The sequence below is a fragment of the Succinivibrio dextrinosolvens DSM 3072 genome (genome assembly GCF_900167015.1).
GTDB lineage: Bacteria > Pseudomonadota > Gammaproteobacteria > Enterobacterales > Succinivibrionaceae > Succinivibrio > Succinivibrio dextrinosolvens.
This window is the reverse complement of record NZ_FUXX01000028.1, coordinates 1-26,365: the sequence shown is the minus strand read 5'-3', so window position 1 is coordinate 26,365 and position 26,365 is coordinate 1. Positions and strand designations below refer to the sequence as shown.

Sequence of the window (26,365 nt, the reverse complement as noted above, 5' to 3'; positions counted from 1 at the left end):
AAGACAAAACATGGAAGGTGTTGAAATAATCAGGGCTTTCGGTGAAAAACTGGGAATAGAACTGGAGCTGGATAACGCAAATTCCTGCTCCTTCCAGGCCGATGATGTTGTTGTGACCATTACTGCTCTGTCAGAAATTGACCAGATCGTCATCTCAGGCGATCTGGGCACTCCTCCTGCTGAACAGCTTGAGCATCTGTACAAAATGATGCTTGAGGCTAATCATTTGTATACCTCTACCTTTGGAGCCACTCTGAGTTTAAACAGTGAGAACGATCATTTTGCTCTTTGCAAGGTGCTCCCCTGCAGAGCTCTGGATAATGAAATCTTTTACAGTGAAATGGAGTCCTTTATCAGTATCTGTGATACCTGGTTCAAGGTCATAAGAAACTACCGCAGTATGGTGACTGATTTTCCTGACAAAAAGATGGAAGAAATTTTTGAACCTGCTAATTTTATTCCGGTATAACTCGAAAAAAATCGCTTTTTAAAGCAAAAGAAAGCTATAAAAACTAGTCTTTGTGCTCAAAAATGATACAATACTCACAAGTTTTTTTGAGGACATACGAAGTTGTTAAGAAGTGATTTTAATTTTGACTTACCTTTAAATCTAATTGCGGATTACCCATCAGAGCAGAGAACCGGATGCAGAATGCTGTGTCTTGACGGTTCTGACGGTAAGCTTTCAGATCAGCATTTTTATGATTTAAAAAACTTTTTACAACCTGGCGATCTGCTTGTATTTAACGACACCAAGGTTATTCCTGCCAGAATGTACGGCAAAAAGGATACCGGCGGCGCGATTGAGTTTCTGATTGAAAGAATCATCTCAGAAACCTGTGCCTTGACCCATATCAAAGCAAGCAAAGCTCCTAAGACCAGAGCTGTTCTGCACATTGACGGCGGTTATGAGGTAAATGTTATCGGCCGTGAAGGTGATCTGTTCAAGATTGAAACTGTAGGCGGAAAGTCTCTTTTAGATATTCTGTACGCAGTAGGTCACATTCCTCTTCCTCCATATATTGACCGTCCTGATGAAACTCTTGATCGAGAGCGCTATCAGACTGTCTATTCAAAATATCCAGGTGCTGTTGCAGCTCCAACTGCAGGTCTTCATTTTGATGAGGCTCAGCTTGAGGATTTAAAGGCATACGGTGTGAATATGGCCTTCGTTACTCTGCATGTTGGCGCAGGTACCTTCCAGCCTGTAAGAGAGGACGATATTCTAAAGCATCATATGCACAAGGAATTTGTTCACCTGACCAAAGAGGTTGCTGATGCGGTAATTGCAACCCATAAGGCAGGTCACAGAGTGATTGCAGTAGGTACCACTGCGGTAAGATCTCTTGAGTCTGCAGCAACATTTGCAAAATCACAGAACAGTGCTGATGAGATTGTTCCTTTCTCAAATGACACCTCAATCTTTATCTATCCTGGTTACAAATATCAGGTTGTAGATGCTCTTATAACCAATTTCCACCTGCCAGAGTCAACTCTGATTATGCTGGTAAGTGCATTTGCTGGTTATGAGAAGACCATGAATGCATATAAGCATGCCGTTGCAGACAAATACAAGTTCTTCAGCTACGGTGACTGCATGTTCATAACCAAGAATCCGAAAGCAGATGAGGATCTTCCTCCATCAGCAAAAAACTAGAGGACCTTTATGAAGTTTGAATTAAAGAAAAAATGCGGTAAGGCCCGTTTAGGTCAGATGGTGTTTGACAGAGGTGTTGTCAGAACCCCTGCTTTCATGCCTGTAGGTACCTGTGGTACTGTTAAAGGCCTGCGCCCAGAGAATGTTGAGGAAATCGGTGCAGATATCCTCCTTGGAAACACCTTCCACCTGTGGCTGAGACCAGGCACTGATGTAATCAGAGCTCATGGTGATTTACATGATTTTATGAACTGGAAGAAGCCTATTCTTACAGACTCAGGCGGTTTCCAGGTGTTTTCTCTTTCAGATATCAGAAAGGTTACCGAGGAAGGTGTTAAGTTCAGACACCCAATCAACGGTTCAAAGCTTTTCCTATCCCCAGAGATTTCTATGCAGATTCAGTATGATCTGGGCTCTGACATTGTGATGCAGTTTGACGAGTGTATCGGTCTTCCTGCTCCTCGTGAGGAAATGGCAAGAGCCATGAGACTTTCTCTGCGCTGGGCTAAGCGTTCAAAGGATGAGTTTAACCGTCTTGGCAATAAGAATTCTCTGTTTGGTATTATTCAGGGCGGTTCTGATGAAGCTCTGCGTGAAGAGTCTTTAAAGGGCTTAACTGACATCGGTTTTGACGGTTATGCTATCGGCGGTCTTGCCGTAGGTGAACCTAAGCCAGTGATGTACAAGGCTTTATCTCACATTGCTCCTATCATGCCTGAAGACAGACCAAGATATCTCATGGGCGTTGGAACACCTATGGATATTCTTCAGGGCGTGCTCAACGGTGTCGATATGTTTGACTGTGTAATGCCTTCAAGAAATGCCCGCAATGCACATCTGTTCACTTCAAACGGCATTGTAAGAATCAGAAACAGCAAGTATGCAATGGATACTTCTCCTCTTGATGAGAAGTGCACATGTTATACCTGCAGAAATTACTCAAAGGCTTATCTGCATCACCTGGACAAGTGTCATGAGATCTTAGGTGCTCATCTGAATACCATCCACAATCTGCATTTCTATGAACACTTTATGGCTGATATCAGAAAGGCTATTGAAGAGGATCGTCTTGAGCAGTTTGCCGAGGAATTCTACAAGGTTTACGGCTATCCAGAGAAAGTTTAGTTTTTGTTTTTTAATTAAGAAAAGATCTCTTCGGAGATCTTTTTTTTTATGCAAAAATTTTCATTTTTCCGATTTTTTTTACATTTTCTGCATATTTTTAGAGCTTTTCTTCCATTTTTCCTTATATCTGTTCAATTTCAATTTTAATCTGTTTAAAATCTCAGTACAAAATACTCACAAGGACAGCTTATATGGAAAGTATCGCAAATTTCCTGTATGCCTTAGATGACATTCTCTGGGGAACAGGTATGACCGTTATCCTAATCGGTACCGGTATTATTCTTACCCTTCGTTTCCGCTTCAGATACCAGTTCAGATTCCTATTCAATATCAAGAATACATACGGGAGAATGTTTGAGAAGAAGGCATCCGGTCATGGAACAATTTCTGGATTTAAGGCAGCCTGTACAGCTTTGGCCAACACTATCGGAACAGGTAACATCAGTGGTGTTGCAACCGCGATTGTAAGTGGTGGTCCTGGTGCGCTTTTCTGGATGTGGTTCTCTGCATTCTTCGGTATGTCCACCAAAGCCTGTGAAATCATTATCGGACAGCGTTATCGTGAGCACTATAAAAACTCTATGGATGAGTATGTCTGCGACCGATCCTTCGCTCTAAAAAATGCATTTGGCTGGAAGAAAGGCGCTGTTGTACTGGCTCTGTTCTGTTTTATTCTAGGTCCATGGACCTGCTGTGTTCAGACTGAGGCTGTGGTAGGTTCTGTAAAGGAGGCCTTTGGTCTGTCAGGTCTTGTAACCGTGATTATCATTGGAGTTACCTGTCTGCTCACCATCTGGGGAGGTCTACGCAGTATTTCTGCAGTGATGTCAAAGGCAGTTCCTATCATGTCCATGCTGTATATTCTGATGGGACTTGGCGTGATTATTCTTCACTTTAAGGAAATCCCTAGTGTAATTGAACTTATTATCGTAAGTGCTTTCTCTCCAACTGCTGCTGTTGGCGGTTTTGCCGGTGCTACTGTAAAGGATGCTATTCAGTATGGTGTTGCGCGTGGTATCTATTCAAATGATGCTGGAACCGGCTATGGCATGATTGCACATGCCAGTGCCATCACCGACCACCCTGTACGTCAGTCAATCTGGGGCTTTGGTGAAGTATTCCTGGATACCATGATTATCTGTTCCATCACAGCCTTTACCATTATTCTGACAGGTTCCTATTACACATCGGAAGCTACCTCAAGTACTCTTACAACCATAGCCTTCACAAGTGTTTATGGTGAAATTGGTGGTAAACTTACTGCAATTGCTGTAGCGGTTCTTGCATGGACAACCATAATCGGTATGTACTATACCTGTGAGAAGTCAGTGAACTACGCCTTTGGTGACAGTTCTACCAATAAAAAGATGATGAGCTTCTACAAGATTTACTATCTGATCCCTTGTGTGATTTTCTACAATGTTCAGGCAGATATCCTATGGGCTTTAACCGATATTCTATCTGCTGTATACGTGGCTATAACTCTGTTTATTATTGCTGCTAAGCACAAGGAAATCTTCAGAATATTTGATGATTTCTACAAGCGATTCCTGCCGGCACAGGAGAGGGGAGAGAATCCTCCTGTAGTATCATTTGACTGCAGAAAAGCTGAGGTGAAAGAATAATGATTGATTTTAACAGCTATTTAAACAGACAGAAGTTTGTCGTTGTTGATGGCGCTTTTGCAACTGAGCTTGAACGTCTCGGTCTGGATATCAAAGATCCTCTATGGTCAGCCCTTGCTCTGATTGACCATACTGATATGATCGAAAAGGTTCATAACATGTATCTAAAAGCTGGAGCAGATATTATTATCTCCTCAAGCTACCAGGCAACTGTAGACGGATTTGCAAAGAAAGGAATTGACAAGGATAAGGCTCTCTCTCTGATCGCTTTATCTGTTGATCTTGCTGTGAAGGCTCGTGATGAGTTTGTGAAATCCTCTGATTTTGACTCTTCAAAAAGGGAAAAGCCTCTTGTAGCTGCTTCTGTAGGTCCTTATGGAGCTTATCTTGCGGATGGTTCTGAGTATCGCGGGGACTACAAGATAGGCTTAGAAGAGCTGAAGTTATTCCATAAGGAACGTCTTGCTGTTCTGGCTTCTGCATCACCAGATCTTTTCGCCTGTGAGACTATTCCAAATCTGACCGAAGCACTGGCAATATTAGGTGCTATTGATGATCTGAAGCTGGATGTTCCTGCCTATATTTCATTCTCCTGCAAGGATGAGGCTCATATTTCCGACGGAACCTCTATTGAGGACTGCGCATCAGCTCTTAACGAGTTTTCAAATGTACTGGCAGTTGGTCTTAACTGTACAGCTCCAAAATATGTTGAATCATTGATTAAGCATATTGTCAGAAAAACAGATAAGCCTGTTATTGTTTATCCAAATTCAGGTGAAATCTATAATCCATTCACTAAGACCTGGAGTGGAGGATCTGTAAGTTTTTCAGAGCGCGCTATTTCATGGTATAACGCTGGTGCCCGCCTGATAGGCGGCTGCTGCAGAACAACTCCAGAGGATATCCGGGCAATTTCTGAATTTGCAAGAAACTAGTATTCTGTACAAAACAAAGGCTCCATACAAGGAGCCTTGTCTATTTCTGTATTCGTTATTTTCCAAGCATTCCGCTTTTTCTAAGCTTTGATCTGATATCTTTTACAAGATTGTCTCGTGCTGTGTCCACAGCCGCATTGTAAGCCTTATCTGTTCCTATAGGTTTCTCGACTATTGCAGAACCTTTAACCATAAGCTTTTCTGTTTGATCATTGCTCTTTAAGATTATGGTGTTTTCGATTTCAGCTCTGATATCTATGTCCCATACTCCGGTGTCATACCAGGTCCAGAATCTTACAATATGAATATTGGCTCTAACTGTGTTCTCATCGATTTTTGCCTTGTTCTCAATTACAGTGTAGCCACTCTGTTTGGCTGCTTTTTTGAAGCTTTCCTTTATAAAATCGGAGACAGTCTGATTATCATCAAGATATAAGGTTCCAATTGAAAGTCCAATGGTGCTTCTTTTCTTTCCTATGACCTTTGCTTTGTCTAACTTGGTGGTATCTAATACCGGAACGGAGCGATCGTCAGATTTCTGCTGGAATTTTCTGACATCGGAGATTGAACCTATGTAGATTGTATTTTTGGTGGATTGTGTGTTATCAGGTGAAACTGCTTCATTTGCGTTAGGAGTTCCATTGGAATCTGATGTTGTACAGCCTGTAATCAGAATACAGGTGCTTAAAAGCATCATAAAATAAAAAAGGAATCTTTTCATGATTACACATGCCTCGCAAAGTAAGTAGAAACACACAGTTATCATCGATAAACATTGGTTTTAAATAAAGTTCAATCTGAGTATAAGAAACGAAAAGGTTACATGCTTTGAAAATGATTACATTTTTTGAGAAATCATCCTAAAAGAAATTCCAGTATTCTCTGATTATATTCAGTCGTTTCAAAGGCAGGACTGTGACCAACATTTTCAAATGTATGGTCTTAAAAAGAGTAGATATATAAAGCTGTTATGTGTTTTGAGAAAGAGATGTTCTGTGACAAACAAAAAGAGCTTTGTTGTATATGTTAGAGTTGCTCAATTAAATGCTATAATGTGCAACTTGAATGGATTTTTTGCTATTTTTTGTAGTTTTCAGGCTCATCTGGTGAACTATGAGGAACGGCAGCTGACAATAAAAATTTTCTGAAATTTAATTTCAATATTGTCTGTATAGAGATAAAATGACATATTTCAGAAAGTTGTAGTATATTGTCAACACCGTCTGCAGAGCTTTGAGCTTTACGGAATTTAAAGTTTTAACTATATCTACTTAAACTATAAGGAAAAATAAATGGGTATTATCTCTACAGCTTATGCTGAGGAAGCTGCACAGGCTCAGCAGGGCGATCTAAGCATGATCATTGTTCTGACAATCTGTATGATTGCAGTGTATTTCCTATTCATGCGTCCAAATAACAAGAAGCGCAAGGAACTACAGAAGTTATTAGATAATCTGACTGTAGGCGATGAGGTATTAACTAACGGTGGTATCGCAGGTCGTATCGTTAAGCTTCCTGACAACCGTGAGTATGTTCTGCTTTCAATTTCAAGCGGTGAAGTTATGCAGATCAAGCGCAACTACGTTGTTGCAGTACTTCCAAAGGGAACTTTAGAAGCTGTTTCTGTAGAAAAGTCAAAATAATTTCTTTTATCTTTTCAAGCTGTAATGCGAAAGCCTTACAGCTTTTTGGTTTATAGGTATCTATAAGTGCAAAATAAATTTCCTTTATGGAAAAACATAATGGTATTTCTGATTATTGCCATTGGTTTTTTCTATGCTTTACCAAATTTCTACGGTGAAGATCCTGCCTTACAGATTTCCGGCACACATGGTGTTGAATTAGATCAGAAAAAGATTGATTCAATCAAGTCAGTTCTTGATGCAAAGGAAATCTCCGGAAATTACGAATTTGAAAACGGATCTTTACTTGTTCGTTTCAACAACACTGATGAGCAGTTAACTGCACGTGAAATTTTAAGTGCACAGTTAGGTGAGAATTATATTGTTGCTTTGAATCTTGCTCCTTCAACTCCTGCATGGATGAGATCCCTAGGTATGCATCCATTAAAGCTTGGTCTTGATCTTCGTGGCGGTGTTCACTTCCTGATGGAAGTTGACATGGATGAAGCTATGAAGAAGATGAGAGCACAGCTGACCAACGATTTCAGAACCGAGCTTAGAAACAATAATCTTCGTCTGTCAGGAATTAAGGCAGAGGGTGACTATGTATTAGTTGAGTTCAAGGATGCTGATGTAAGAGATGAGGCTAAGAAGCTTTTAGAGTCACGTCATAAGGATTTCAATATTCTTGCCCAGGACATCGGAGACAAGTTCTGCATTCGCGCTACTATGACCGCAGCTAAGCTGTCAGAAGTACGTACCAATGCTGTTGATCAGAACATCAATATTATTCGTAACCGTGTTAACGAGTTAGGTGTTGCCGAGCCTTTAGTTCAGAGACAGGGCGCAGACCGTCTTGTTGTTGAGCTTCCGGGTGTTCAGGACACTGCTCGTGCAAAGGAAATTTTGGGTGCAACTGCTACTTTGGAATTCAGAATGGTTGATTCATCAGCTGATATTCAGGCAGCTGCTGCAGGCCATGTTCCTGCAGGTTCAGAAGTTATCAACGATGCCAACGGTTATCCTGTAGTTGTTCAGAAGCAGGTTATCCTAAGTGGTGATCATATCGTTGATGCAAGCTCAAGTGCTGATGAGAACGGCAGACCTCAGGTTAATATCTCTCTTGATTCAAGAGGCGGTAGCATTATGTCCAACTTTACCAAGGACAACATTGGTAAACCAATGGCTACCAACTTCATTGAGTTCGTGGTTCTTCCATCAGAAGATTCTGATGCTCCAAAACCAGGTGATGCCAACTACAAGCCTAAGTTCAAGAAGGTTGAGCGTATTATTAACGTTGCAACCATTCAGGCTCGTCTAGGTTCTAATTTCAGAATTACCGGTCTGGATTCTCCAAAAGAAGCTCACAACCTTGCTCTGCTCTTAAGAGCTGGTGCTCTGATTGCTCCTATTCAGATTGTTGAAGAAAGAACCATCGGACCTTCTTTAGGTCAGCAGAATATTGAAAACGGTCTGAATGCAATGCTGTACGGTGTCGTATTCCTGATTGTATTTATGGTTTTCTACTACAAGGGCTTTGGTTTAATTGCAGATTTAGCTCTGCTTTTCAACCTTGTTCTTCTTGTTGGTATTATGAGTCTGATCCCTGGTGCAACCATGACCTTACCTGGTATTGCCGGTATTGTTCTGACACTTGGTATGGCAGTTGACGCCAACGTTCTGATCTATGAGAGAATTCGAGAAGAAATCAGAGCCGGCCGTCCTATTCAGACTGCAATTCATGAAGGTTACGCAAGAGCATTCGTAACCATCGCTGACTCTAACATCACCACCTTCATTACAGCATTGATTCTGTTTATGGTTGGTACCGGTGCTGTTAAGGGCTTTGCTCTAGTTTTAATGATTGGTCTTGCAAGCTCAATGTTCACAGCTGTAACCGCATGTCGAGCAGTTGTTAATATTATCTGGGGCGGACGCAATCTTAAGAGCTTAAGTATATAGGAGAACTGTTGTGCGTACTTTTATTAAAGAGAATACAGTTATTCCTTTCATGAAAATCAAAGGAATAGTTGAAATCCTTTGTATTTTACTGGTTGTAGGTAGTATTGTTAGCATGTGCGTTAAGGGCCTTAACTGGGGCCTTGATTTCACCGGCGGTATCGTAGTTGAGACTGAGTATACCCAGGGTGTTGACCTGAACAAGGTTAAGGAAGCATATGCAAAAGAGGGCATTAACGGTACAACACAGCATTTTGGTTCACAGAGAAATGTTGTTGTTAGAGTTGCTCCTAAAGACGGTGTTGACCAGCAGACTGTTACCAACAAGGTTTACACAGCATCAAAGACTATTGATCCTGAAGTAAAGCTTGTCCGTAACGAATACGTTGGTCCTGCTGTGGGCGAGGAACTAGTTGAGAGCGGTGTTCTGGCTATCGTAGTTTCTCTGATTGCAATTCTTGCCTATATCGCCTTCCGTTTCGAGTGGCGTATGGCAACCGGTGCAGTTATCTCTCTGGCATACGACGTTATTGTTGTGATGGGAACTTTCTCTGTTCTTCAGATTGAGTATGATCTGACTGTTCTTGCCGCTGTGCTGACAGTTGTTGGTTACTCACTGAACGATAAGATCGTTGTGTTTGACAGAATCCGTGAGAATGCTGTTAAGCTCCCTCGCAATACCGAGATGCCAAGACTGTTCGATATTTCTTTAACTCAGACTTTATCAAGAACCATCATTACTTCCGGTACAACTTTGATCACCGTTGTAAGTTTGATGATTTTTGGTGGTGAAATGATTTATGGCTTTTCTTTAGCACTATTTGTTGGTATTGTATTTGGTACAATATCATCAATTTATGTTGCTTCTACCTGGGCTCTGATTCTTGGAATCAAGCGTGAAAATCTGATTCCAGTTAAGGTAGAAAAGAAAGAAACTGATGGTTATGAGACCATGGACTAAATCATTAACTGGTGCTGATGTTTAAGTTTATTAAGCCCCGGGCTCTCATAGAAGCAGCGGGGCTTCTTTCAATATTGACTATTTCAGGATGTACGTCATTGTCATCTTCTGATACCAATTTATTAGAAGAACCAATGAGTGTGCCTTCCAAATTCATTTACTTCCCAAATCCATCTCAGGATCAGCTTGCCAAGGAACAGAATGCAATCACTACTCTGATGGTATCTCTGGATTCTCAGGCTAAAACAGCTCAGGAAAAATCCGAACTTTTCTATAATATCGGTGCGATCTATGATGACCTTGGACTAGAAACCATGGCTCGATTCATGTACATGAATTCAGTGGTTCAGAATCCAAACAACTATAGACCTTATGAGGTGTTAGGACCTTATTTTTACAGGGACGGAAAGGTTGGTGATGCTGTAGACTCACTTGATGCAGCTCTGAGTCTGAACAAGGACAAGGACGATCCTTATATCTATCTTCATCGAGGCATAATCATGTACTACACAGGACATTACAAATTAGCCTTTGATGATATGATGGAATTCTACAAGGCAGAACCGGATGATCCATACAAGATGCTCTGTCTGTATTTTGCAGCAGAAAAGTATCTTGGAAAAGATTATGCTGATGAGCTATTAACCTCTTATTATGAAGATTCATATAGATTGAAGTCCAAGGCTCTTGATAACTGGGGATTCAATTTCATCAAGCTTTATCTGAACAAACTGTCTGAGGACGAACTGTTTGCAGACATTATAAAGATAAAGAATGACGAGGCTCTGTTCCAGGAGCATCTCTGCGAGGCATATTACTATCTTGGTCAGCTCAAGCAGCTGCATGGTAAGGATAAGCTTGCATACGATTACTTCAAACTATGTCAGTCAGCTAAGAAATTCGGTTTCCTAGAGCATAGACTTGCTATCTACGAATCTCAGCAGCTAGAGAAAAAGTACAAACTCAAAAGAGCTGTATCAATTGATCAGCTTACTGACTAATTACTCTATATCAGGAAAAAAGTATGTCTGAAAATGCAATAGATTTGACTCCAGAGGAAATTGATGCAATTAAATCACAGATGATTGCTTCAGATGATGCTTTGGTAATGAGTGAGTTTTTCAAGGCTCTTTCTGATCCTACAAGACTGAATATGGTGCATGCTCTTCTGCTGCACAAATGGCTATGTGTCAGTGACATCGCTTCACTGGTTGAACTTAGTAAATCTGCAGTTTCACATCAGCTTGCATATATGAGAATTAACAAACTTGTCAGAGTAAAAAGAGAAGGTCGCAAGGTTTTTTATGCCTTAAACGATTCTCATGTTGAATCTGTATTCGCTCTGGCTTTATCACACATCAAAGAATAATTTTTTTTATGTCAAAACCTGTTTATTTTGATTACGCAGCAGCTACTCCTACTGATAAGAGAGTAGTTGAGGTAATGGTTAACTGCATGTCTCTGGAAGGTGCTTTTGCCAACCCACATGCAAAGGATCATGTTTATGGATGGCAGGCAGCTGAGGCTGTTGAGAATGCCAGGGAAGAAGTTGCAAATCTTATTGGTGCATCTCCTCTGGAAATTACCTTTACCTCAGGTGCTACCGAAAGCAATAATCTTGCTATCTTTGGTCTGGCCAAGGGATTAGCAAAAAAAGGAGATAAGAGTCGTCACATTATCACCTCCAAGATTGAGCACAAGGCAATTCTAGAAGCCTGTCAGCTTTTGGAAGAGGAAGGCTACAAAGTAACCTACCTTACACCTGATCATTCCGGTGTAATTGACGTTGAAACTGTTGAAAACAGTATCACTGAAGATACTTTCCTGGTTTCAATTGCTCAGGCAAATTCTGTTTTAGGTTCAGTAAGTGACGTTCATGCGATCGCATCAATGTGTCATCGTCATCAGGTTTATTTTCACACTGATGTTGCACAGTCAATCGGATATCTGAAGATGGATTATGACAATTCAGATATTGATATGGTTTCTCTTACAGCAGAAAAGGTCTGCGGTCCAAAGGGAGTTGGCGCCCTATATGTAAAACGCAGCTCCAATATTCCTCTGTTTGCCCAGATTTATGGTGGCGGTCAGGAAAAGGGGCTTAGAGGCGGAACTGTTCCTACTCATGAAGTCGCAGGTTTAGGTAAGGCTTTTGATATTTTGAGAACTGAAGGCAAAAAGGATAAGGCTCGTTTTGAAAAGATGAGAGCAAGACTGATTGAGGGTATCAAGGATGTTCCTGGTCTTGTAATCAATGGAACTAAAACCGAAGGTCTTCCTAATATTCTGTCTTTAAGTTTTGATGGTATTGATGGACATATGCTTCTTCCAACACTTTCTGGAATTGCAGCTTCAACCGGTTCAGCATGTTCATCTGCTTCACTTGAGCCATCTTATATTCTAAAGGCTATCGGTCATTCAGATAATCTGGCCCGAGCATCTATCAGACTTTCATTTGGAAGATTTACTCAGGACAGTGAAATTGATACCGTAATTGAGGAGATTACCACAAAGATCCCTAAGTTACGTGAAGCCGGTACTATGTGGAAGGTAAAACAGTAATGATTAAATTATTTCCTAACTATGCTTCAGAGATGAAGCTTGTTTCCTTCAATCTTAAGGAAGGAAAGGCTGATTCTCCATTTGACGCTGAAACCAGATTTGTTCCATCCTCAAATGGCGGCTATGACGTTTTTGTAAACACATCTGATTTTAAATGGTATCAGAACGCTGCAAGAACCATTGCTTCTCTGGGCTGTTTCTCAATCAGACTTTCTTCAGAAGTAAAGCTTTCTCCAAACGAGTTCTACTGGTTTGTAACAGCACTGTATGATGGAATTCATGATATCAGCATTGAATATGATTTAGCCGCAGAAGAGCTTTCTAAAGTTGAATCTATGGCAAATCTAGTTTCAAAGTTCAGAGCAATTGCAGATACTGATTCAAAGATCAGCACTCCAACCTCAATTGTAAAAGCTTTATTCGAGGAAATTGAGTCTGCTGCATCAGAGTGCGGCGCAAAGGCTTCTCTGACCTTAATCAAACGTGGAGATAAGGATTTTGAAAACTGCATAGGTCTTAAGGCGGTAGGTCTAGCATCAGATGAAGATCCATGCATGGGAATTATTGATGTAATTCCTTCAAATCTTGATGAGAATGCTCCTCTTGATGTTGCAATGGTAGGCAAGGGAATTACCTTTGATACCGGCGGATATTCTTTAAAGCCTGAAAAATTCATGGAAACCATGAGAACAGACAAGACAGCTGTCATCTATCTTTCAGGTGCCTTGTGTCTGGCTTTAAAGCTTGGTCTTAAGAAGAGATGCAGACTGTATTTGTGCTGCTCTGAGAATATGGTTTCCGGCAGGGGAATGCTTCCTGGAGATATCATTAAGTACCCAAATGATATCAGTGTTGAGATTAACAATACTGATGCTGAAGGTCGTCTTGTACTTGCTGATGGTCTTTTAAAGGCTTCAAACGATAATCCTGCATTTATACTGGATATGGCAACACTGACCGGTGCCGCTAAGGTTGCTGTAGGCAGAGATATGTTCTCTGTACTGACCCGTGACACAATTCTTGATGAAAAACTGAAGTCATCATTCGATGAGTGTGGTGAGATGTATTGGCAGCTTCCACTAGCTCCTTATCACAGAAGATTCCTTTCATCCCGCCGTGCTACTGTTACCAACTCTGGTCATGGTGAAGGCGCTCCTGGATCATCTGTTGCAGCATCTTTCCTTGAACAGTTTGTCAAAAAGGATATTCCTTGGGTACATATTGATCTTTCATCTGCCTATCTTCCTGATGGCTCTCCTTTCCTGGCAGCAGGTCCTTCAGGCAGTACAATTCTAGGTCTTGCAACCTGGCTCTGTGCCCGTTAATTATTTTTAGGGAGGCCAATGCCTCCCTAAATTTACATCATTAAATTTTACAAATCCTAACTTCTTTCACAAACTTCCTTTTCTCCATTACTTCAAAAAAGAATATACTCAAAGTACATTCAAGAGGAGTTGAGCTATGTTTAAGAATATTGTTGTTCTGACTGGTGCAGGCATTTCTGCAGAATCTGGTATTCCTGTATTCAGATCTGAAACAGGTTTATGGGAGCAGGAAAAGGTAGAGGATGTTGCCACCTATGACGGCTACATGAGGGATAAGACCAAGGTTCATGAGTTCTATAACAAGATGCGTCGCTCTATTAAAACCAAAGAGCCAAATCCAGCCCATCTGGCTTTAACCAGACTCCAGCAGGAGTACACAAAAAAATACCCGGGCTCCTCTGTAACAATCGTAACTCAGAATATTGATGACCTTCATGAAAAGGCAAAATCAGAAAATGTTATTCATATGCACGGTGAGCTGAACAGTATCTGGTGTGAGCACTGTGATGCCCGCTACAGATTCCTTGAGGATTCATCAACCGAAACCAAGTGTAATCTATGCGGAAGCAAAAAGCTTCGTCCTGACATTGTATGGTTTGGAGAGATGCCATATAGAATGGGAGAGATTGAGAGTGCTCTGTTTAAATGCGACCTATTCATGGCAATAGGAACATCGGGTGTTGTATATCCTGCAGCAGGCTTCTGCCAGCTGGCAAGAAGCGTTGGTGCAACCTGTGTTGAGTTTAATCTGGAAAAGTCTGCAGTAGGTTCAAGCTTTACATATGGAATATACGGTAAGGCTTCACAGACCTTACCTGAATTTGTGGATAAACTGATTGAAACCGGGGAGTATAAGAACTAACACCTTCCCGAAGCAATAAAGGAAAGTTTTCTGGCTCTTGCGGTATTTCCGTAAACCTTTTTGTAGATCCTCATCAGGATCTCATCCTGTCGCTCTCTTGGCAAGGCTCGAAACTGAAAGAGTATTTCATTCCATAATGAGTACTCTTCATTTTTTTTCTTTGTATCCTTATGCCAGGACAGGCTGTTAGCTGAATTGCTTTTTGATGTTTGTTCTGTGTATTTAAACATCCGACGCCCCCCGTTTTTATTCTTATACTTAGAGCTTAGACTTGATTTTTCATCTGTCAAAAAGCGATTTTTTAACACACTAATATCTAAATAAATTTTTTTATTTGTCTTACATGAATCTGCTTATAAGTACTGATTGAATCAGATTGCAATTATTTTTTTTGTTTTTTTTTATCAGTTCTACAATCATTAAAGTATGAAAATAGTCCTAATTTACTGATGTGCAAATATTTTTCTAAGTCAGGATTCAAGTGCGATAAAGATCAAGGTTTTTTGATTAAATCGGGACTGATGCTGATATAATTATGGGATTTGATTATTATTATTTTTGAGAAAGCTACATGTCTACAGAAAAAATTAATTTGATGAATCTCTCTCCTAAGGAATTAGGTGAATTTTTTGTATCAATTGGAGAGAAATCATTCAGATCTCAGCAGATCCTTCGCTGGGTATATCAGTTTGGTGAAACTGATTTTGACAAGATGACCAATCTTAGAAAGGATCTGAGAGCAAAGCTTAAAGAAACATGTGTGATTACAGCTCCTGAAATTGTGAGTGAACAGAAGGCATCTGACGGTACAACCAAGTGGGCACTTGATCTTGGTGACGGTCAGCTGGTTGAAACTGTACTTATTCCTGAAGAGGACAGAAATACTCTATGTATTTCTACACAGGTCGGCTGTCCAGTAAAATGTTCTTTCTGTAGAACTGGTGCTCAGGGATTCAACAGAAATCTGACTGTAAATGAGATTATTGGTCAGGTGTTCCGTGCCTCAACCCGAGTTGGTTTCAGCAACAATCAGGAACAGAAGCCAATTTCCAACGTGGTTATGATGGGAATGGGCGAACCTCTTTTAAACCTTGCCAATGTAACCAAAGTCTGTGAGATTCTGCTTTCTGACTATGCTTTTGCTCTTTCAAAGAGACGTGTTACTGTATCAACCTCAGGTGTAGCTCCTGTAATCAACAAGATAGCCGGTAAGCTTGATGTTGCTCTAGCCCTGTCATTACATGCTCCAAACGATGAGCTTAGAAATGTTCTTGTTCCTTTAAATGAGAAGTATCCTATTGCTGAAGTTCTGGACTCAGTTAGAAACTATCTAGATAAATCGAATGCAAATTGCGGTCGCGTCACAATTGAATATGTTCTTTTAGATCATATAAATGATAGTATAGAACAGGCTGAGGAACTTGTAAGATTATTAAGAACCATTCCTTGCAAGGTAAATCTGATTCCGTTCAATGAGCATGAGAATTCAGAGTACAAGAAACCTTCAAACAGCAGAATCGACAGATTCTATAAGGTTTTATTTGATGCTGGATTTACCGTAATCAAGAGAACCACTCGCGGAGATGAAATATCTGCAGCATGCGGTCAGCTTGCAGGTCAGGTTAAGGATAAGCTGGCAAAGCAGAAGATAGAAGCTAAGACCTGCTAGTAAAGATCTGGTTTCAAAAAAGAATCATATAAGGTTCATATAATCAAGAGTTGTTAATATTGCCCGGCAGGGCTTTACGAATACATTATTTGCACACTAAGAATGAATGGAGGAGTGCCCTGGTTTTAATAAAGAAATAATCAGGCACTGTTACTTGATGAGTCCAAAAAGATTAAAAGCTTCAAGATATAGACATGACAGAACCAGAGGTCAGGCTCATATTCTTAAGGAAAATGAACCACTGATGACCAGTGTTGAAGAAAACAACATTGAGGAACTAAACGAATCAACAAGACTTGAACCTGAATTTGCCAATATCACCTCAGATATTGACACTTCTGGTCCAAAACTAGGTGACATCCTCCCAGAGCTAAAAAAAATGAATAAAGAAATCGAATCAAACATAAATCAGGAAAAGGAAGTAACCGAGGTTGCTTCAGAGGCGGTTTTGAATGTTACTGAACAGTTAGAACCATTAACAGCAGCACCTAAGGAAGAATTTGCAGAACCTGAAAGTGTATCTGAGCCAGTTGAAGATGCTCAGAATGAGAAAGCTGAAGAACCTGTGGAAGAACCTGTTGAGGAGGCAAAGTCAGAGTCTGCCGGTGCAGATGATCCTGACAGAGTCCCTGTTTCTACCACCTACTCTGATGACGAGGTTCCAAATCGTCCAGGTGCAATTCTGATGCATGCAAGAGAGATTTTAGGTCTGTCTCAGCGAGAGGTTGCTCATAAGCTGAATCTTAGAGTTAACTCAGTAAGTGACATTGAGCATGATCGATTAAATCAGCTGACTGCAGTTCAGTTCGCTTCTGTTCATATTGCTAACTATGCAAAGCTTGTGAACATTAATCCTGAATTACTTGTTGATCTGTATAAGGAAAATGTTCGTGCAAATGTTCAGCTGCAGGAAGAGCAGAAAGCTAAGGCAGCAGCTGAAAAAGGTGAGGACAAGAGCTCAAATAAGAAGAGCTTTAAGCTTCCTCTGATGATTGCTGGTGCTGCCGTACTTGTAATTGCAACTGCAGCTATCACTGCATCAGTAATGTCTAATTCAAACACCAGCACTTCAGGTGCTCTGGTTATTGAGGATACAGTTGAGACCTCTGTAGATTCAGAAGGTACTCTGCTGATGGATACCGAAAACTCCAAGATGAAGACAAATGTAATCGAGGAGGAGCCTATTACTGAGCCTGTTGATATGAATACTCTGATGGCTCAGGAGCAGTCAAAGAATCTTAATTCCGATGAGATTATTGATGCAAAGGCTGGAACTCATACTGCTGTTGAGAAAACCAATACTAATATCTCTCTTAAGGTAAAGGGTGAGGCTGCAAAGAAACTTCAGGCATCAAAGGTAGAGCCAATTGATGATACTGTTGTTCAGGAAGCAAACAGCACCTTAAAGAGTGTTACTCTGAATTCTGCAGAATCTGCTCAGAATGTTAAGGCAGAGACTGAAACTCTTAAGTCTTCAAAGGACAATGTTCTGACTGCATCTTCTGTAAAGAATACACCTGCAGTACAGGAACAGGCTCCAAAGAGTGTTGAGCCAAAGAATGAAACTGTAGAAAAGCCTGCTTCAAAGGCAACTCTTTCTGCTTCAACCAGAGATGTTTCATCTTCTGTTCGTCTGAACGGAAAACGCGATCCGTTTGAGTCAATGAATACTGCTATTATCAAGGTTACCGGAGATGTTGCAATCAAGGTTACCGGCAACGGCAAACTTCTGAAGCAGGGTAATTTCTCAAGTGGTGAAACTATTAAGGTAACAGGTATTCCTCCTTTAAAGATCAGCGTATCTGATTCTTCAAAGGTAAGAATTTCATATATGGGTACAAGTGTTGCTGTTCCAAGTGCTCAGCAGGTAAGTTTTGCTCTTCCAACCCGTTAATGAGGTAACGTTTTTTTATTATGGAATGGAAAGCACAACCAATAATCAGACGTAAAAGCCGTCAGATTAAAGTTGGAAATGTATTAGTAGGCGGAGATGCTCCCATCTCCGTTCAGTCAATGACCTCAACCGATACCATGGATGTTGAGGCAACTGTTGCTCAGATTAAAGCTTTAGAGTCCGCAGGTGCGGACATTGTTCGTGTTACAGTACCTACTCTTGCTGCGGTAGATGCCTTTGAGCAGATTGTAAAATCTGTTGAGGTGCCTATTGTTTCTGATATTCATTTTGATTACAGAATTGCAATTGAATGTGCAAAGAAAGGTGCTGCTGCTTTAAGAATCAATCCAGGTAACATCGGTTCTCATGAAAAAATTGAGGCTGTATGTCAGGCTGCAAAGGACCACGGTCTTCCAATTCGTGTGGGCGTTAATGCCGGTTCTTTAGATAAGGACCTTGTAGAAAAATACGGTGCTCCTTGTCCTGATGCAATGGTTGATGCTGCATTAAGAGCAGCAGAAACTCTCGATCAGCATAACTTCTCTGATTATGCTTTCTCAGTAAAGGCTTCAGAACTGAATCTGTGTGTTGAGGCATATGAGAAGCTGGCTGTTAAGACTGATGCTCCTCTGCATCTTGGTATTACCGAGGCAGGTGGTTTAACTGGCGGTACAGTTTTATCTTCAATTGGTATTTCATGGCTGCTTAAGCAGGGAATTGGTGATACCATTCGTGTTTCTCTGGCAGCAGATCCTGTTGAAGAAATTAAGGTTGGCTGGGCTATTTTAAAGAGTATGCATCTTCGTTCCAGAGGTGTTGATATCGTAGCCTGTCCTACATGCGGTAGACGCGGTATTGATGTGGTAAACACTGTTGCAACTCTTGAGAAGAGACTTTCTGATGTTAAGGGAACATTGAAGCTGGCTGTTATGGGCTGTGTAGTAAATGGTCCTGGTGAGGCTCTTCATTCTGATATTGCTGTCTGCGGTGGAGCAAAGGGCAGATCTCTTATTTATGAAGATGGCGTCCTAATGGGTAAAATTCCTAACGAAGAAGCAATTGATATTATTGAAAAGCGTGTTCGTGAAAGATTAAAAAATAAATAAAGGAAAATAATAAAAAATGGCTGCAATGATTCAAGCTATTAGAGGCATGAATGATCTTCTACCTGAGGATACTTCTGTATGGCAGCAGGTAGAAAAGGTTCTTCGTTCAACCATGAACTCATATGGTTATGATGAAGTTCGTATGCCAATTGTTGAGAAGACAAATCTGTTCTGTCGTGCAATTGGTGAAGTTACCGATGTTGTTGAAAAAGAGATGTATTCCTTTGAGGACAGATCAGGCGATAATCTATCTCTAAGACCAGAGGGTACTGCCGGCTGTGTAAGATCCTGTCTTGAGCATAGTCTGATTTATAATCAGGAACAGCGTCTTTGGTACATGGGACCAATGTTCAGACACGAGAGACCTCAAAAGGGCAGATATCGTCAGTTCCACCAGATGGGTGTTGAGGTTTTTGGTCTTAACGGTCCAGATATTGATGCTGAAATCATTTCTTTAACTTATTCTCTGTGGAAGAAATTCGGAATTGAGAATGATCTTGAACTTCAGTTGAATTCATTAGGTTCTGCAGAAGAGCGCGCAGCCTACAGAGAGGAGCTTGTTAAGTTCCTTGAGGCTCACTATGATGACCTTGATGAGGACTGCAAGAGACGTACTCACACCAACCCATTAAGAGTTTTAGATACCAAGGATCCAAAGGTTATTGAGATCCTAAAGGATGCTCCAAAGCTATCTGATTTCTTTGGTGAAGAGACAAAGGCTCACTTTGATTCACTACGAAAGATGCTTGATGGCATGGGAATCAAGTATGTTCTGAATGACAGACTTGTAAGAGGTCTTGATTACTACAATCTGACTGTGTTTGAGTGGGTAACCACTGCTTTAGGTGCTCAGGGCACAGTATGTGGCGGTGGCCGTTATGACTCATTAGTTGAGCAGCTTGGCGGTGCACCTACCAGAGCAGTTGGTTTCGGTATCGGTCTTGAAAGACTGATTCTATTATTGACTACCTTAGGCAAGATTAAGGCAGATCCTAGCCTTGATGTTTACGTTGTGGGATCTGGTGAGAATTCTGAGCTTAAGATGCTGGAAGTTTCTTCAATATTAAGAGAAAATCTTCCTTCATACAGAATTAGAAATCACTGCGGTGGCGGTAATTTCAAGAAACAGTTCAAGAAAGCTGATAAGTGTGGCGCCAAGGTTGCTGTGATTATCGGTGAGAATGAGATTGCAAATAATACTGTAACCATAAAAGATATGTTAAATCAGGACGCTCCTCAGGTAGAATATCCTGTTTCTCAGGCTGCAGATGCAATCAAGAAGTTGCTAAATAAATAATAAGGAATAAAAATGGACGTTTTAACAGATGATCATGAGAGAGAGCAAGTTGTCAGAAAATGGTGGTCTGAAAACTGGAAATCTCTTGCTTTAGGTATTGTTATTGCTTTAGGTGGTATGATTGGCTACAGACAGTACCAGAACTATCAGCATGATGAAGCTGCAAGAAAGGCATACGAGCTGAGCACTATTCAGACCAAGCTTTCCTTAAAGCAGGAAAATGCTGTAGCTTTAGCTGAATCATTTATCAAAGAGCACGAAGATCTATACGGTTCATTACTGTCACTGGATCTTGCTGCCATGAATTCTGCAGCAGGTGAATATGACAAGGCTTTGGATAATGCTGTGTTTGCTGTTAAGAACGGCGGGGAACTTGTATCTCCAAATGCAAAGTTTGTTCAGGCTCATGTTCTTGCTCAGATGAAGAAGTTTGACGAAGCTGTTTCTCTACTTGAAAGTGTTGAAACCCAGGCCTATGCAGTAGAAAAATATGAAACTTTAGGTGATGTTTACTACTCTAAGGGGGATATGGACAAGGCTCATGATGCTTACTTAAAGGCACTTGAAGTCTGTGAGCAGAAAAAGATTGCTATCAATCCTCTACTCCAGATGAAGGCTGATAATCTGATTCACGATGGTGATACTCCAGCTTACAAGAGAGCTCAGGTATTAGCTGAGGAAATCTCAAAATCAGCAGCAGAGATAAAAAAATAATATAGCGATCTGAACAAATTTAAGGCGTCGAGTAATTATGTTAAAAACTAAACTTTTAAAAATGTTTGCTCTTACAGCTTTTGCATTTGCTATTGCCGGCTGTAGTTCAAACAAGGATTTATTTGCTCCTGTTGAGTCTCCTGAAATTGATAATGCTTTCAAGGTAGACCATGTCTGGTCTGTTGGAACTCAGGGCACAGATAGATTCTTTTCACAGCTTGTTCCATGTGTTTATGGAAATTCGATGTATGTTGCAGGTCGTGAAGGAAAAGTTTATGCAATCGACGCTTCAACCGGCAAGAAAATCTGGACTGTTGATTTAAGCGATGAGAAAGAGAACGATAATAAACGTTCTTCCCGTCTGAATGGCGGTATGTCAGCATCAGAACAGTACGTTGCTGTTGGTTCTGAAAATGGATATATCTATGTGCTGAACCGTCAGAACGGAAGCATTTACTTCAAGTACTATCTGGGACTTGAAGTCCTGACCAGACCAGCTTTCTCAGCAGATGGTACAAAGATCTTTGTTCTTGATGCAAAGGGCTCATTAAATGCCTTTGACCTGCTGAAGAAGGAGAGAATTTGGGTATCAGGAGACAATACCGATAATCTGCATTTACGTTCACAGTCAAAGCCTCTTGCTGTTGGCAATGAGATGGTGATTGTTGGAACTCCAACTGGACGTGTTCTGATGATTAGCCAGCTTGACGGATTTGTTTTAAATCAGGTTGTTGTAGGACAGAACAACGGAAGTTCTGATTTAGACAGAATGTCTGATGTTTCTTCTACACCATTGCTTCTGGGAAATGAGATGTATACAACCGCATATAATGCAGGTTTTGTTGAATACTCATTTGCAAAGAATGCTATTACAGGAAGACTGGCTTATCACTCATCAAAAGATCTTGCCTATGATGACAATTTCTTTGTGATTACCGGTGATAATGGTCATATCTACTGTGTAAGACGTTCAGACAATGTTGAAGTATGGTCAAATACACAGTTGAGCTATAGAAATGTAACAGCTCCTACAATTTACGGTAACTTTGTGGTTGTAGGTGATCTTGAAGGTTACGTTTACTTTTTAAATTTAAATAACGGAAAGATTCTAACCAAGATTTCTGTATCATCAGATCCGATTTATGTCGCACCACTGGTTGTAGGTAACTCTCTGGTTGTATATTCATCATCTGGTGATGTGGACGTTTTCTGTTTTGATCCGCAGCATATTGTTGTTGCCAAGAAGAACTATACCGATGCTGAAGCCGTTTCAGGAAATGCAGCTGCTCTAATGGCTGCTCAGTCCATGAAACCTCAGATTGCAGGTTCAGGTATAACAGAAGAAGCTTTAGAAAAGCGTAGAGCTGAAGCTCGTAAGATTGTTGCTCAGATTGAATCTCAACAGCGTCGAATTGAGGCTGAGTATAGAGAGTATCAGCGTCGTAAGGCTGAATATGAGAAACAAGTTAAAGAGTATGAGCGTAAGAAGCGTGAGGAGTTATCTGGTTTCGGTTTAATGCCAAGTGAAGGTGTTAAGTCTGATTCGGATGTTGAGTTTGTTGAGGATGACTCTAAATAATACTGTTGTGAAACAGCATGATTCATTCTTGATGTGATATGAGGGGCATTGATGCCCCTTAAGTACTTGTAGTAAGCCAGCCTTACAAAGGAATGTTATGAAGGTAATTGCTTTAGTAGGATGCCCAAACGTGGGTAAATCTACTTTCTTTAATAGACTTACTAGGACCCGTGATGCTCTGGTTGCTGATTTTCCAGGTCTGACTCGTGACAGAAAATACGGCAGAGCATTATATGAAGGTCGCGAATTTGTTGTTATTGATACAGGTGGTATTGCAGAGGATGCGAAGAACCAGCCTGAAGAAGTAACTTCAAGAATGACCAACCAGGCACTTTTAGCTATTGATGAGTGCGACCTGGTTTTATTTATGTTGGATGCAAGAGCAGGTATTCTTCCTGGAGACTACTCTGTTGCAGACTATATCCGCCGTTCAGGAAAGAAGTGTGCCATCATCGCCAATAAGGTTGATGGATTAGATCCTGAAACAGCAGGTGCAGAATTTTATGCTTTAGGCTTAGGTGAGGTATATCCTACAGCCGTTGCTCACGGTCGTGGTATTGCAAATGTTCTTGAAGACGTAATTGCTCCACTGCTGCGAGAGGAAGGACCTCTGGACTGTGACTTAACCCCTGAAGAGCTTGAAGAGCGCGAGACTCAGCGTCTTGAGGAAGAAGCTCAGATGTGGGATGAAAGTTATGATTTCCTTGAGAATGTTCCTGTAGACATGGTTGGTGGCGGTTTTGACTGGCACGAACACAAGGAAAAATTCAGAGCCCGTATGAAGGGTGAAGATGTAGATTCTCCAACAGAGGACAGCAGAGATACTCCTTTTGCAGATCTTCCAATCAAGTTTGCAATTGTTGGTAAGCCAAATGTTGGTAAATCAACTCTGACTAACCGTATTTTAGGTGAAGACCGTGTTATTGTAGCTGATCATCCAGGTACAACCAGAGACTCAATCTATATTCCTCTGCAAAGAGGCGATAAGAAATATATCGTTATTGATACCGCCGGTGTAAGAAAACGCAGAAAGGTTTCTGAAGCTATTGAGAAGTTCTCAATTGTTAAGACTCTGAAGGCTATTGAAGACTGTAATGTTGCATTGCTTGTAATCGATGCAAGAGCTCATATTACAGATCAGGATCTATCACTGTTAGGATTTATTCTTGAGTCAGGAAGATCACTTGTAATTGCTGTTAACAAGTGGGATGGTCTGGATATGGCTGTTAAGGATGAAATTAAGCTTGAGCTTAATGCAAGACTTGGTTTCGTTGACTTTGCCCGAGTTCATTTCATTTCAGCTCTGCATGGAACAGGTGTAGGTAATCTTTTTGATTCTATTGATGAGGCTTATGAAGGTGCAACTACTCGTCATAGTGCTTCATTGCTCAACAGAATCTTAAGAGCTGCAATTGAAGAGCATGAACCTCCTATTTCAGGCGGCAGACGAATCAAGCTTAAGTTTGCTCATGCAGGTGGTTACAATCCTCCAAGAATCATTATTCATGGAAACAAGGTATCAAAGGTTCCTGATGCCTATAAGCGTTACATAATCAACTGTTACAGAAAGTCTCTGAACATTATGGGCTCGCCTGTGATTATTGATTTCAAGGAAGGTGAAAACCCATACGCAAACGAGAAGCCAGCTCAGAAACGTCAGACTCAGTCTCAGATGAGAGCCGAGCGCAGAAAGGCTGCAAATGAGCGTATGTGGGCAAGAGCAGAGGCTAAGCAGGACAAGGAAGAACGTAAGCTTATTGCCAAGGCTAAGAAGGAAGGTTCTGGTCTTGTTCTTGCTAAGCGTCCTCGCAAGAAGACCACAACCAATACTTCTTCAAAATCTAAGAAGTAGTATTTTCTGTGTCCTCAGAAAACTGAGGACACTTAAAAGTTTTTCTTTTCAGAATAATTTACAAGCACATTTCTGTTTTCTACTTTCAGCTTGTAAGTATCTCTGATTTTCTGTTCTGTTAAATCTTTATCCGTTATCAGCTCAATTGTTATTTTTGCAAGACTATCCAGATCTGGAATTACCGTGCCAGATATTTTTTCTTCATCAATTGCTTTGATTGCATCGTTATTTCCACCAATACCTAAAACAGGAATGAATTTATTCGAGTCCCCATTGTTGTATCCATAATCCTGCAAGGCCTTTAAGGCACCAAGTGCCATTTCATCACTGTTTGCAACAACCGCCTCAATGTTACCTATTCCCAGTTTTTTTATCTGAATTTGCATGATGTTATAGGCTTCATCATAATCCCAGTTGCCGTATGTGTCAGAGAGTGTAGGAAGGATATAGCCATGTGTTATCAGTCCGGACATTAGAGATGTTGTTCTGGTTATTGCATCAGGATTACTTTTCTCTCCTCTGATAACAACGATATCAAGGATCTTGTTATGATTTTTATCGATTGAGCCTTTTTTCTGAATATATTCATGAAGCATATCGGCCTGCATAAATCCTGCTAGAGATTCATTTGGACCAACAAACCATGCTTTAGGATACGAGAGGAAAGAAACCTGAGGCTTAATAAGAGAAAAAACAAGAGGCGTTTTATTTTTTTTACTTAATGTAATTGCATTCTGAGCTGATGTCGTGTCATTGGTAATTACGATGGTTGAGGATGCAAATTTAAAATCACTATCAATCTGCATGACCTGATTTAGAGAGTTGCTTTTGGCATCGTGAGTCATAAAGCTGATATTTTTTTCTTTACCATAGGTTTTAATTAACGCATCTGTCTTGGCGATAATTTCTGGCTTTAAAGAAATATAGAAACAGTTTGTATCACCTGATGCAAAAGATGGTAAAGAAAATACAACAGAAAATAATAAAAATTTTTTTAGTAAAGGTACGTAATTCATACTCATATTCCTAAAACCGCTATTTCTCTTTGAAGTATAAGATAAATTTTTTAAAAGGCAGTTCGTTTCGTTCGGTGTGGTCAAATATTTGGAAAATAAAAAAAATCTAAATTTTTTTTAATAATTTTAATAAAATTTTTAACTTATTGAAAATAAAGATATTTATTTAATAAAATGTTTAAGTTATTCTTCAAAAATCATTCGTTTTTGAATGTTATTTAGAAATTGAATTTAAAAAACATTTGACATGGGTCAAAAAAAGTCTATAATGCATTTCCGTTGTCACGAACGACAACGACAAATAAAACCAAGCGTTTTAAAAGTTCTTTAAAAACAAGTACGGACAATCTGTGTGGGCCCTCGGAAGAGGGAAACAAAAAGATAGAGAAGGCAAGAGCTGAAGGACTATCAAAAATTTAAATCAAAATCTTTTTTATCGAAGAGTTTGATCATGGCTCAGATTGAACGCTGGCGGCAGGCCTAATACATGCAAGTCGAACGGTAACATAGGAAAAGCTTGCTTTTCCTGATGACGAGTGGCGGACGGGTGAGTAAAGTTTGGGAAGCTACCTGATAGAGGGGGACAACAGTTGGAAACGACTGCT

At 40.5% G+C, this 26,365-nt stretch carries 23 protein-coding genes and 1 rRNA gene; 21 read left to right on the top strand and 3 right to left on the bottom strand.

Annotated features, from left to right (window positions below; translation table 11 throughout):
* Window positions 1-10: 10 nt before the first annotated feature.
* The 5 genes from B5D46_RS08135 to mmuM all read left to right on the top strand — a co-directional run bounded on the left by B5D46_RS08135 (window position 11) and on the right by mmuM (window position 5,342).
* Window positions 11-469 carry a type III secretion system chaperone gene (locus B5D46_RS08135; protein WP_031490507.1) on the top strand — a complete coding sequence of 153 codons (459 nt, stop codon included), beginning with the start codon at window positions 11-13 and terminating at the stop codon, window positions 467-469.
* A 102-nt stretch (window positions 470-571) separates the two neighbouring features.
* Complete coding sequence (gene queA, locus B5D46_RS08130; protein WP_078929031.1) at window positions 572-1,657, top strand: tRNA preQ1(34) S-adenosylmethionine ribosyltransferase-isomerase QueA; 1,086 nt, start codon at window positions 572-574, stop codon at window positions 1,655-1,657.
* A 9-nt stretch (window positions 1,658-1,666) separates the two neighbouring features.
* Window positions 1,667-2,782: a tRNA guanosine(34) transglycosylase Tgt gene (gene tgt, locus B5D46_RS08125; RefSeq protein WP_031490504.1), complete on the top strand. Its 1,116-nt coding sequence runs from the start codon at window positions 1,667-1,669 to the stop codon at window positions 2,780-2,782.
* A gap of 191 nt (window positions 2,783-2,973) precedes the next feature.
* On the top strand, window positions 2,974-4,407 hold the full coding sequence (locus B5D46_RS08120; RefSeq protein ID WP_078929030.1) for an alanine/glycine:cation symporter family protein: 1,434 nt from the start codon (window positions 2,974-2,976) through the stop codon (window positions 4,405-4,407).
* The gene (gene mmuM, locus B5D46_RS08115; protein WP_078929029.1) at window positions 4,407-5,342 is read left to right on the top strand and encodes a homocysteine S-methyltransferase; all 936 of its coding nucleotides are present in this window, start codon (window positions 4,407-4,409) and stop codon (window positions 5,340-5,342) included. The genes B5D46_RS08120 and mmuM overlap by 1 nt, the downstream gene beginning before the upstream one ends.
* A gap of 55 nt (window positions 5,343-5,397) precedes the next feature.
* Here mmuM and B5D46_RS08110 read toward each other — a convergent pair whose 3' ends face one another.
* Window positions 5,398-6,063: a hypothetical protein gene (locus B5D46_RS08110; RefSeq protein ID WP_078929028.1), complete on the bottom strand. Its 666-nt coding sequence runs from the start codon at window positions 6,061-6,063 to the stop codon at window positions 5,398-5,400.
* Window positions 6,064-6,634: 571 nt separating this feature from the next.
* Between B5D46_RS08110 and yajC the strand changes: the two genes are divergently transcribed.
* From yajC to B5D46_RS08070, 8 genes are all read left to right on the top strand, one after another.
* Window positions 6,635-6,985: a preprotein translocase subunit YajC gene (gene yajC / locus B5D46_RS08105; protein WP_031492338.1), complete on the top strand. Its 351-nt coding sequence runs from the start codon at window positions 6,635-6,637 to the stop codon at window positions 6,983-6,985.
* 66 nt (window positions 6,986-7,051) lie between these two features.
* Complete coding sequence (gene secD / locus B5D46_RS08100) at window positions 7,052-8,926, top strand: protein translocase subunit SecD (RefSeq protein WP_078929027.1); 1,875 nt, start codon at window positions 7,052-7,054, stop codon at window positions 8,924-8,926.
* 49 nt (window positions 8,927-8,975) lie between these two features.
* A complete protein-coding gene (secF, locus tag B5D46_RS08095; protein ID WP_078929036.1) occupies window positions 8,976-9,884 on the top strand; it encodes a protein translocase subunit SecF in 909 nt (302 codons plus the stop codon).
* Between the two features lie 98 nt (window positions 9,885-9,982).
* Window positions 9,983-10,885, top strand: coding sequence for a hypothetical protein (locus B5D46_RS08090; RefSeq protein ID WP_078929026.1), 903 nt, complete (start codon window positions 9,983-9,985; stop codon window positions 10,883-10,885).
* 23 nt (window positions 10,886-10,908) lie between these two features.
* Entirely contained in the window at window positions 10,909-11,253 is a 345-nt protein-coding gene (locus B5D46_RS08085; protein ID WP_031492334.1) for an ArsR/SmtB family transcription factor, read from the top strand.
* 8 nt (window positions 11,254-11,261) lie between these two features.
* Entirely contained in the window at window positions 11,262-12,446 is a 1,185-nt protein-coding gene (locus B5D46_RS08080; protein ID WP_078929025.1) for a cysteine desulfurase family protein, read from the top strand.
* Window positions 12,446-13,771, top strand: a complete 1,326-nt coding sequence (locus B5D46_RS08075) for a hypothetical protein (protein WP_078929024.1) — start codon at window positions 12,446-12,448, stop codon at window positions 13,769-13,771. The genes B5D46_RS08080 and B5D46_RS08075 overlap by 1 nt, the downstream gene beginning before the upstream one ends.
* 136 nt (window positions 13,772-13,907) lie before the next feature.
* Window positions 13,908-14,633 (top strand): NAD-dependent deacylase, encoded by a 726-nt coding sequence (locus tag B5D46_RS08070; protein ID WP_031492331.1) that lies wholly within the window; start codon window positions 13,908-13,910, stop codon window positions 14,631-14,633.
* Here B5D46_RS08070 and B5D46_RS08065 read toward each other — a convergent pair.
* Complete coding sequence (locus B5D46_RS08065) at window positions 14,630-14,863, bottom strand: hypothetical protein (RefSeq protein WP_078929023.1); 234 nt, start codon at window positions 14,861-14,863, stop codon at window positions 14,630-14,632. The two genes, B5D46_RS08070 and B5D46_RS08065, sit on opposite strands and share 4 nt — an antisense overlap.
* 341 nt (window positions 14,864-15,204) lie before the next feature.
* Between B5D46_RS08065 and rlmN the strand changes: the two genes are divergently transcribed.
* The 7 genes from rlmN to der all read left to right on the top strand — a co-directional run bounded on the left by rlmN (window position 15,205) and on the right by der (window position 24,744).
* Entirely contained in the window at window positions 15,205-16,302 is a 1,098-nt protein-coding gene (rlmN, locus tag B5D46_RS08060) for a dual-specificity RNA methyltransferase RlmN (RefSeq protein WP_031492330.1), read from the top strand.
* A gap of 157 nt (window positions 16,303-16,459) precedes the next feature.
* Window positions 16,460-18,196, top strand: coding sequence for a RodZ domain-containing protein (locus B5D46_RS08055; protein ID WP_159443063.1), 1,737 nt, complete (start codon window positions 16,460-16,462; stop codon window positions 18,194-18,196).
* Between the two features lie 20 nt (window positions 18,197-18,216).
* Window positions 18,217-19,302 carry a flavodoxin-dependent (E)-4-hydroxy-3-methylbut-2-enyl-diphosphate synthase gene (gene ispG, locus B5D46_RS08050; RefSeq protein ID WP_078929021.1) on the top strand — a complete coding sequence of 362 codons (1,086 nt, stop codon included), beginning with the start codon at window positions 18,217-18,219 and terminating at the stop codon, window positions 19,300-19,302.
* A gap of 16 nt (window positions 19,303-19,318) precedes the next feature.
* Window positions 19,319-20,599 carry a histidine--tRNA ligase gene (gene hisS, locus B5D46_RS08045; RefSeq protein WP_078929020.1) on the top strand — a complete coding sequence of 427 codons (1,281 nt, stop codon included), beginning with the start codon at window positions 19,319-19,321 and terminating at the stop codon, window positions 20,597-20,599.
* Window positions 20,600-20,611: 12 nt separating this feature from the next.
* Window positions 20,612-21,313, top strand: coding sequence for a YfgM family protein (locus B5D46_RS08040; protein ID WP_078929019.1), 702 nt, complete (start codon window positions 20,612-20,614; stop codon window positions 21,311-21,313).
* Between the two features lie 37 nt (window positions 21,314-21,350).
* A complete protein-coding gene (locus B5D46_RS08035) occupies window positions 21,351-22,892 on the top strand; it encodes an outer membrane protein assembly factor BamB family protein (RefSeq protein WP_078929018.1) in 1,542 nt (513 codons plus the stop codon).
* Window positions 22,893-22,989: 97 nt separating this feature from the next.
* Entirely contained in the window at window positions 22,990-24,744 is a 1,755-nt protein-coding gene (gene der, locus B5D46_RS08030; RefSeq protein ID WP_078929017.1) for a ribosome biogenesis GTPase Der, read from the top strand.
* A gap of 32 nt (window positions 24,745-24,776) precedes the next feature.
* Here der and B5D46_RS08025 read toward each other — a convergent pair whose 3' ends face one another.
* Window positions 24,777-25,760: a galactose ABC transporter substrate-binding protein gene (locus B5D46_RS08025; protein ID WP_159443062.1), complete on the bottom strand. Its 984-nt coding sequence runs from the start codon at window positions 25,758-25,760 to the stop codon at window positions 24,777-24,779.
* 433 nt (window positions 25,761-26,193) lie between these two features.
* Between B5D46_RS08025 and B5D46_RS08020 the strand changes: the two genes are divergently transcribed.
* Window positions 26,194-26,365, top strand: a 16S ribosomal RNA gene (locus B5D46_RS08020); the annotation flags it as partial.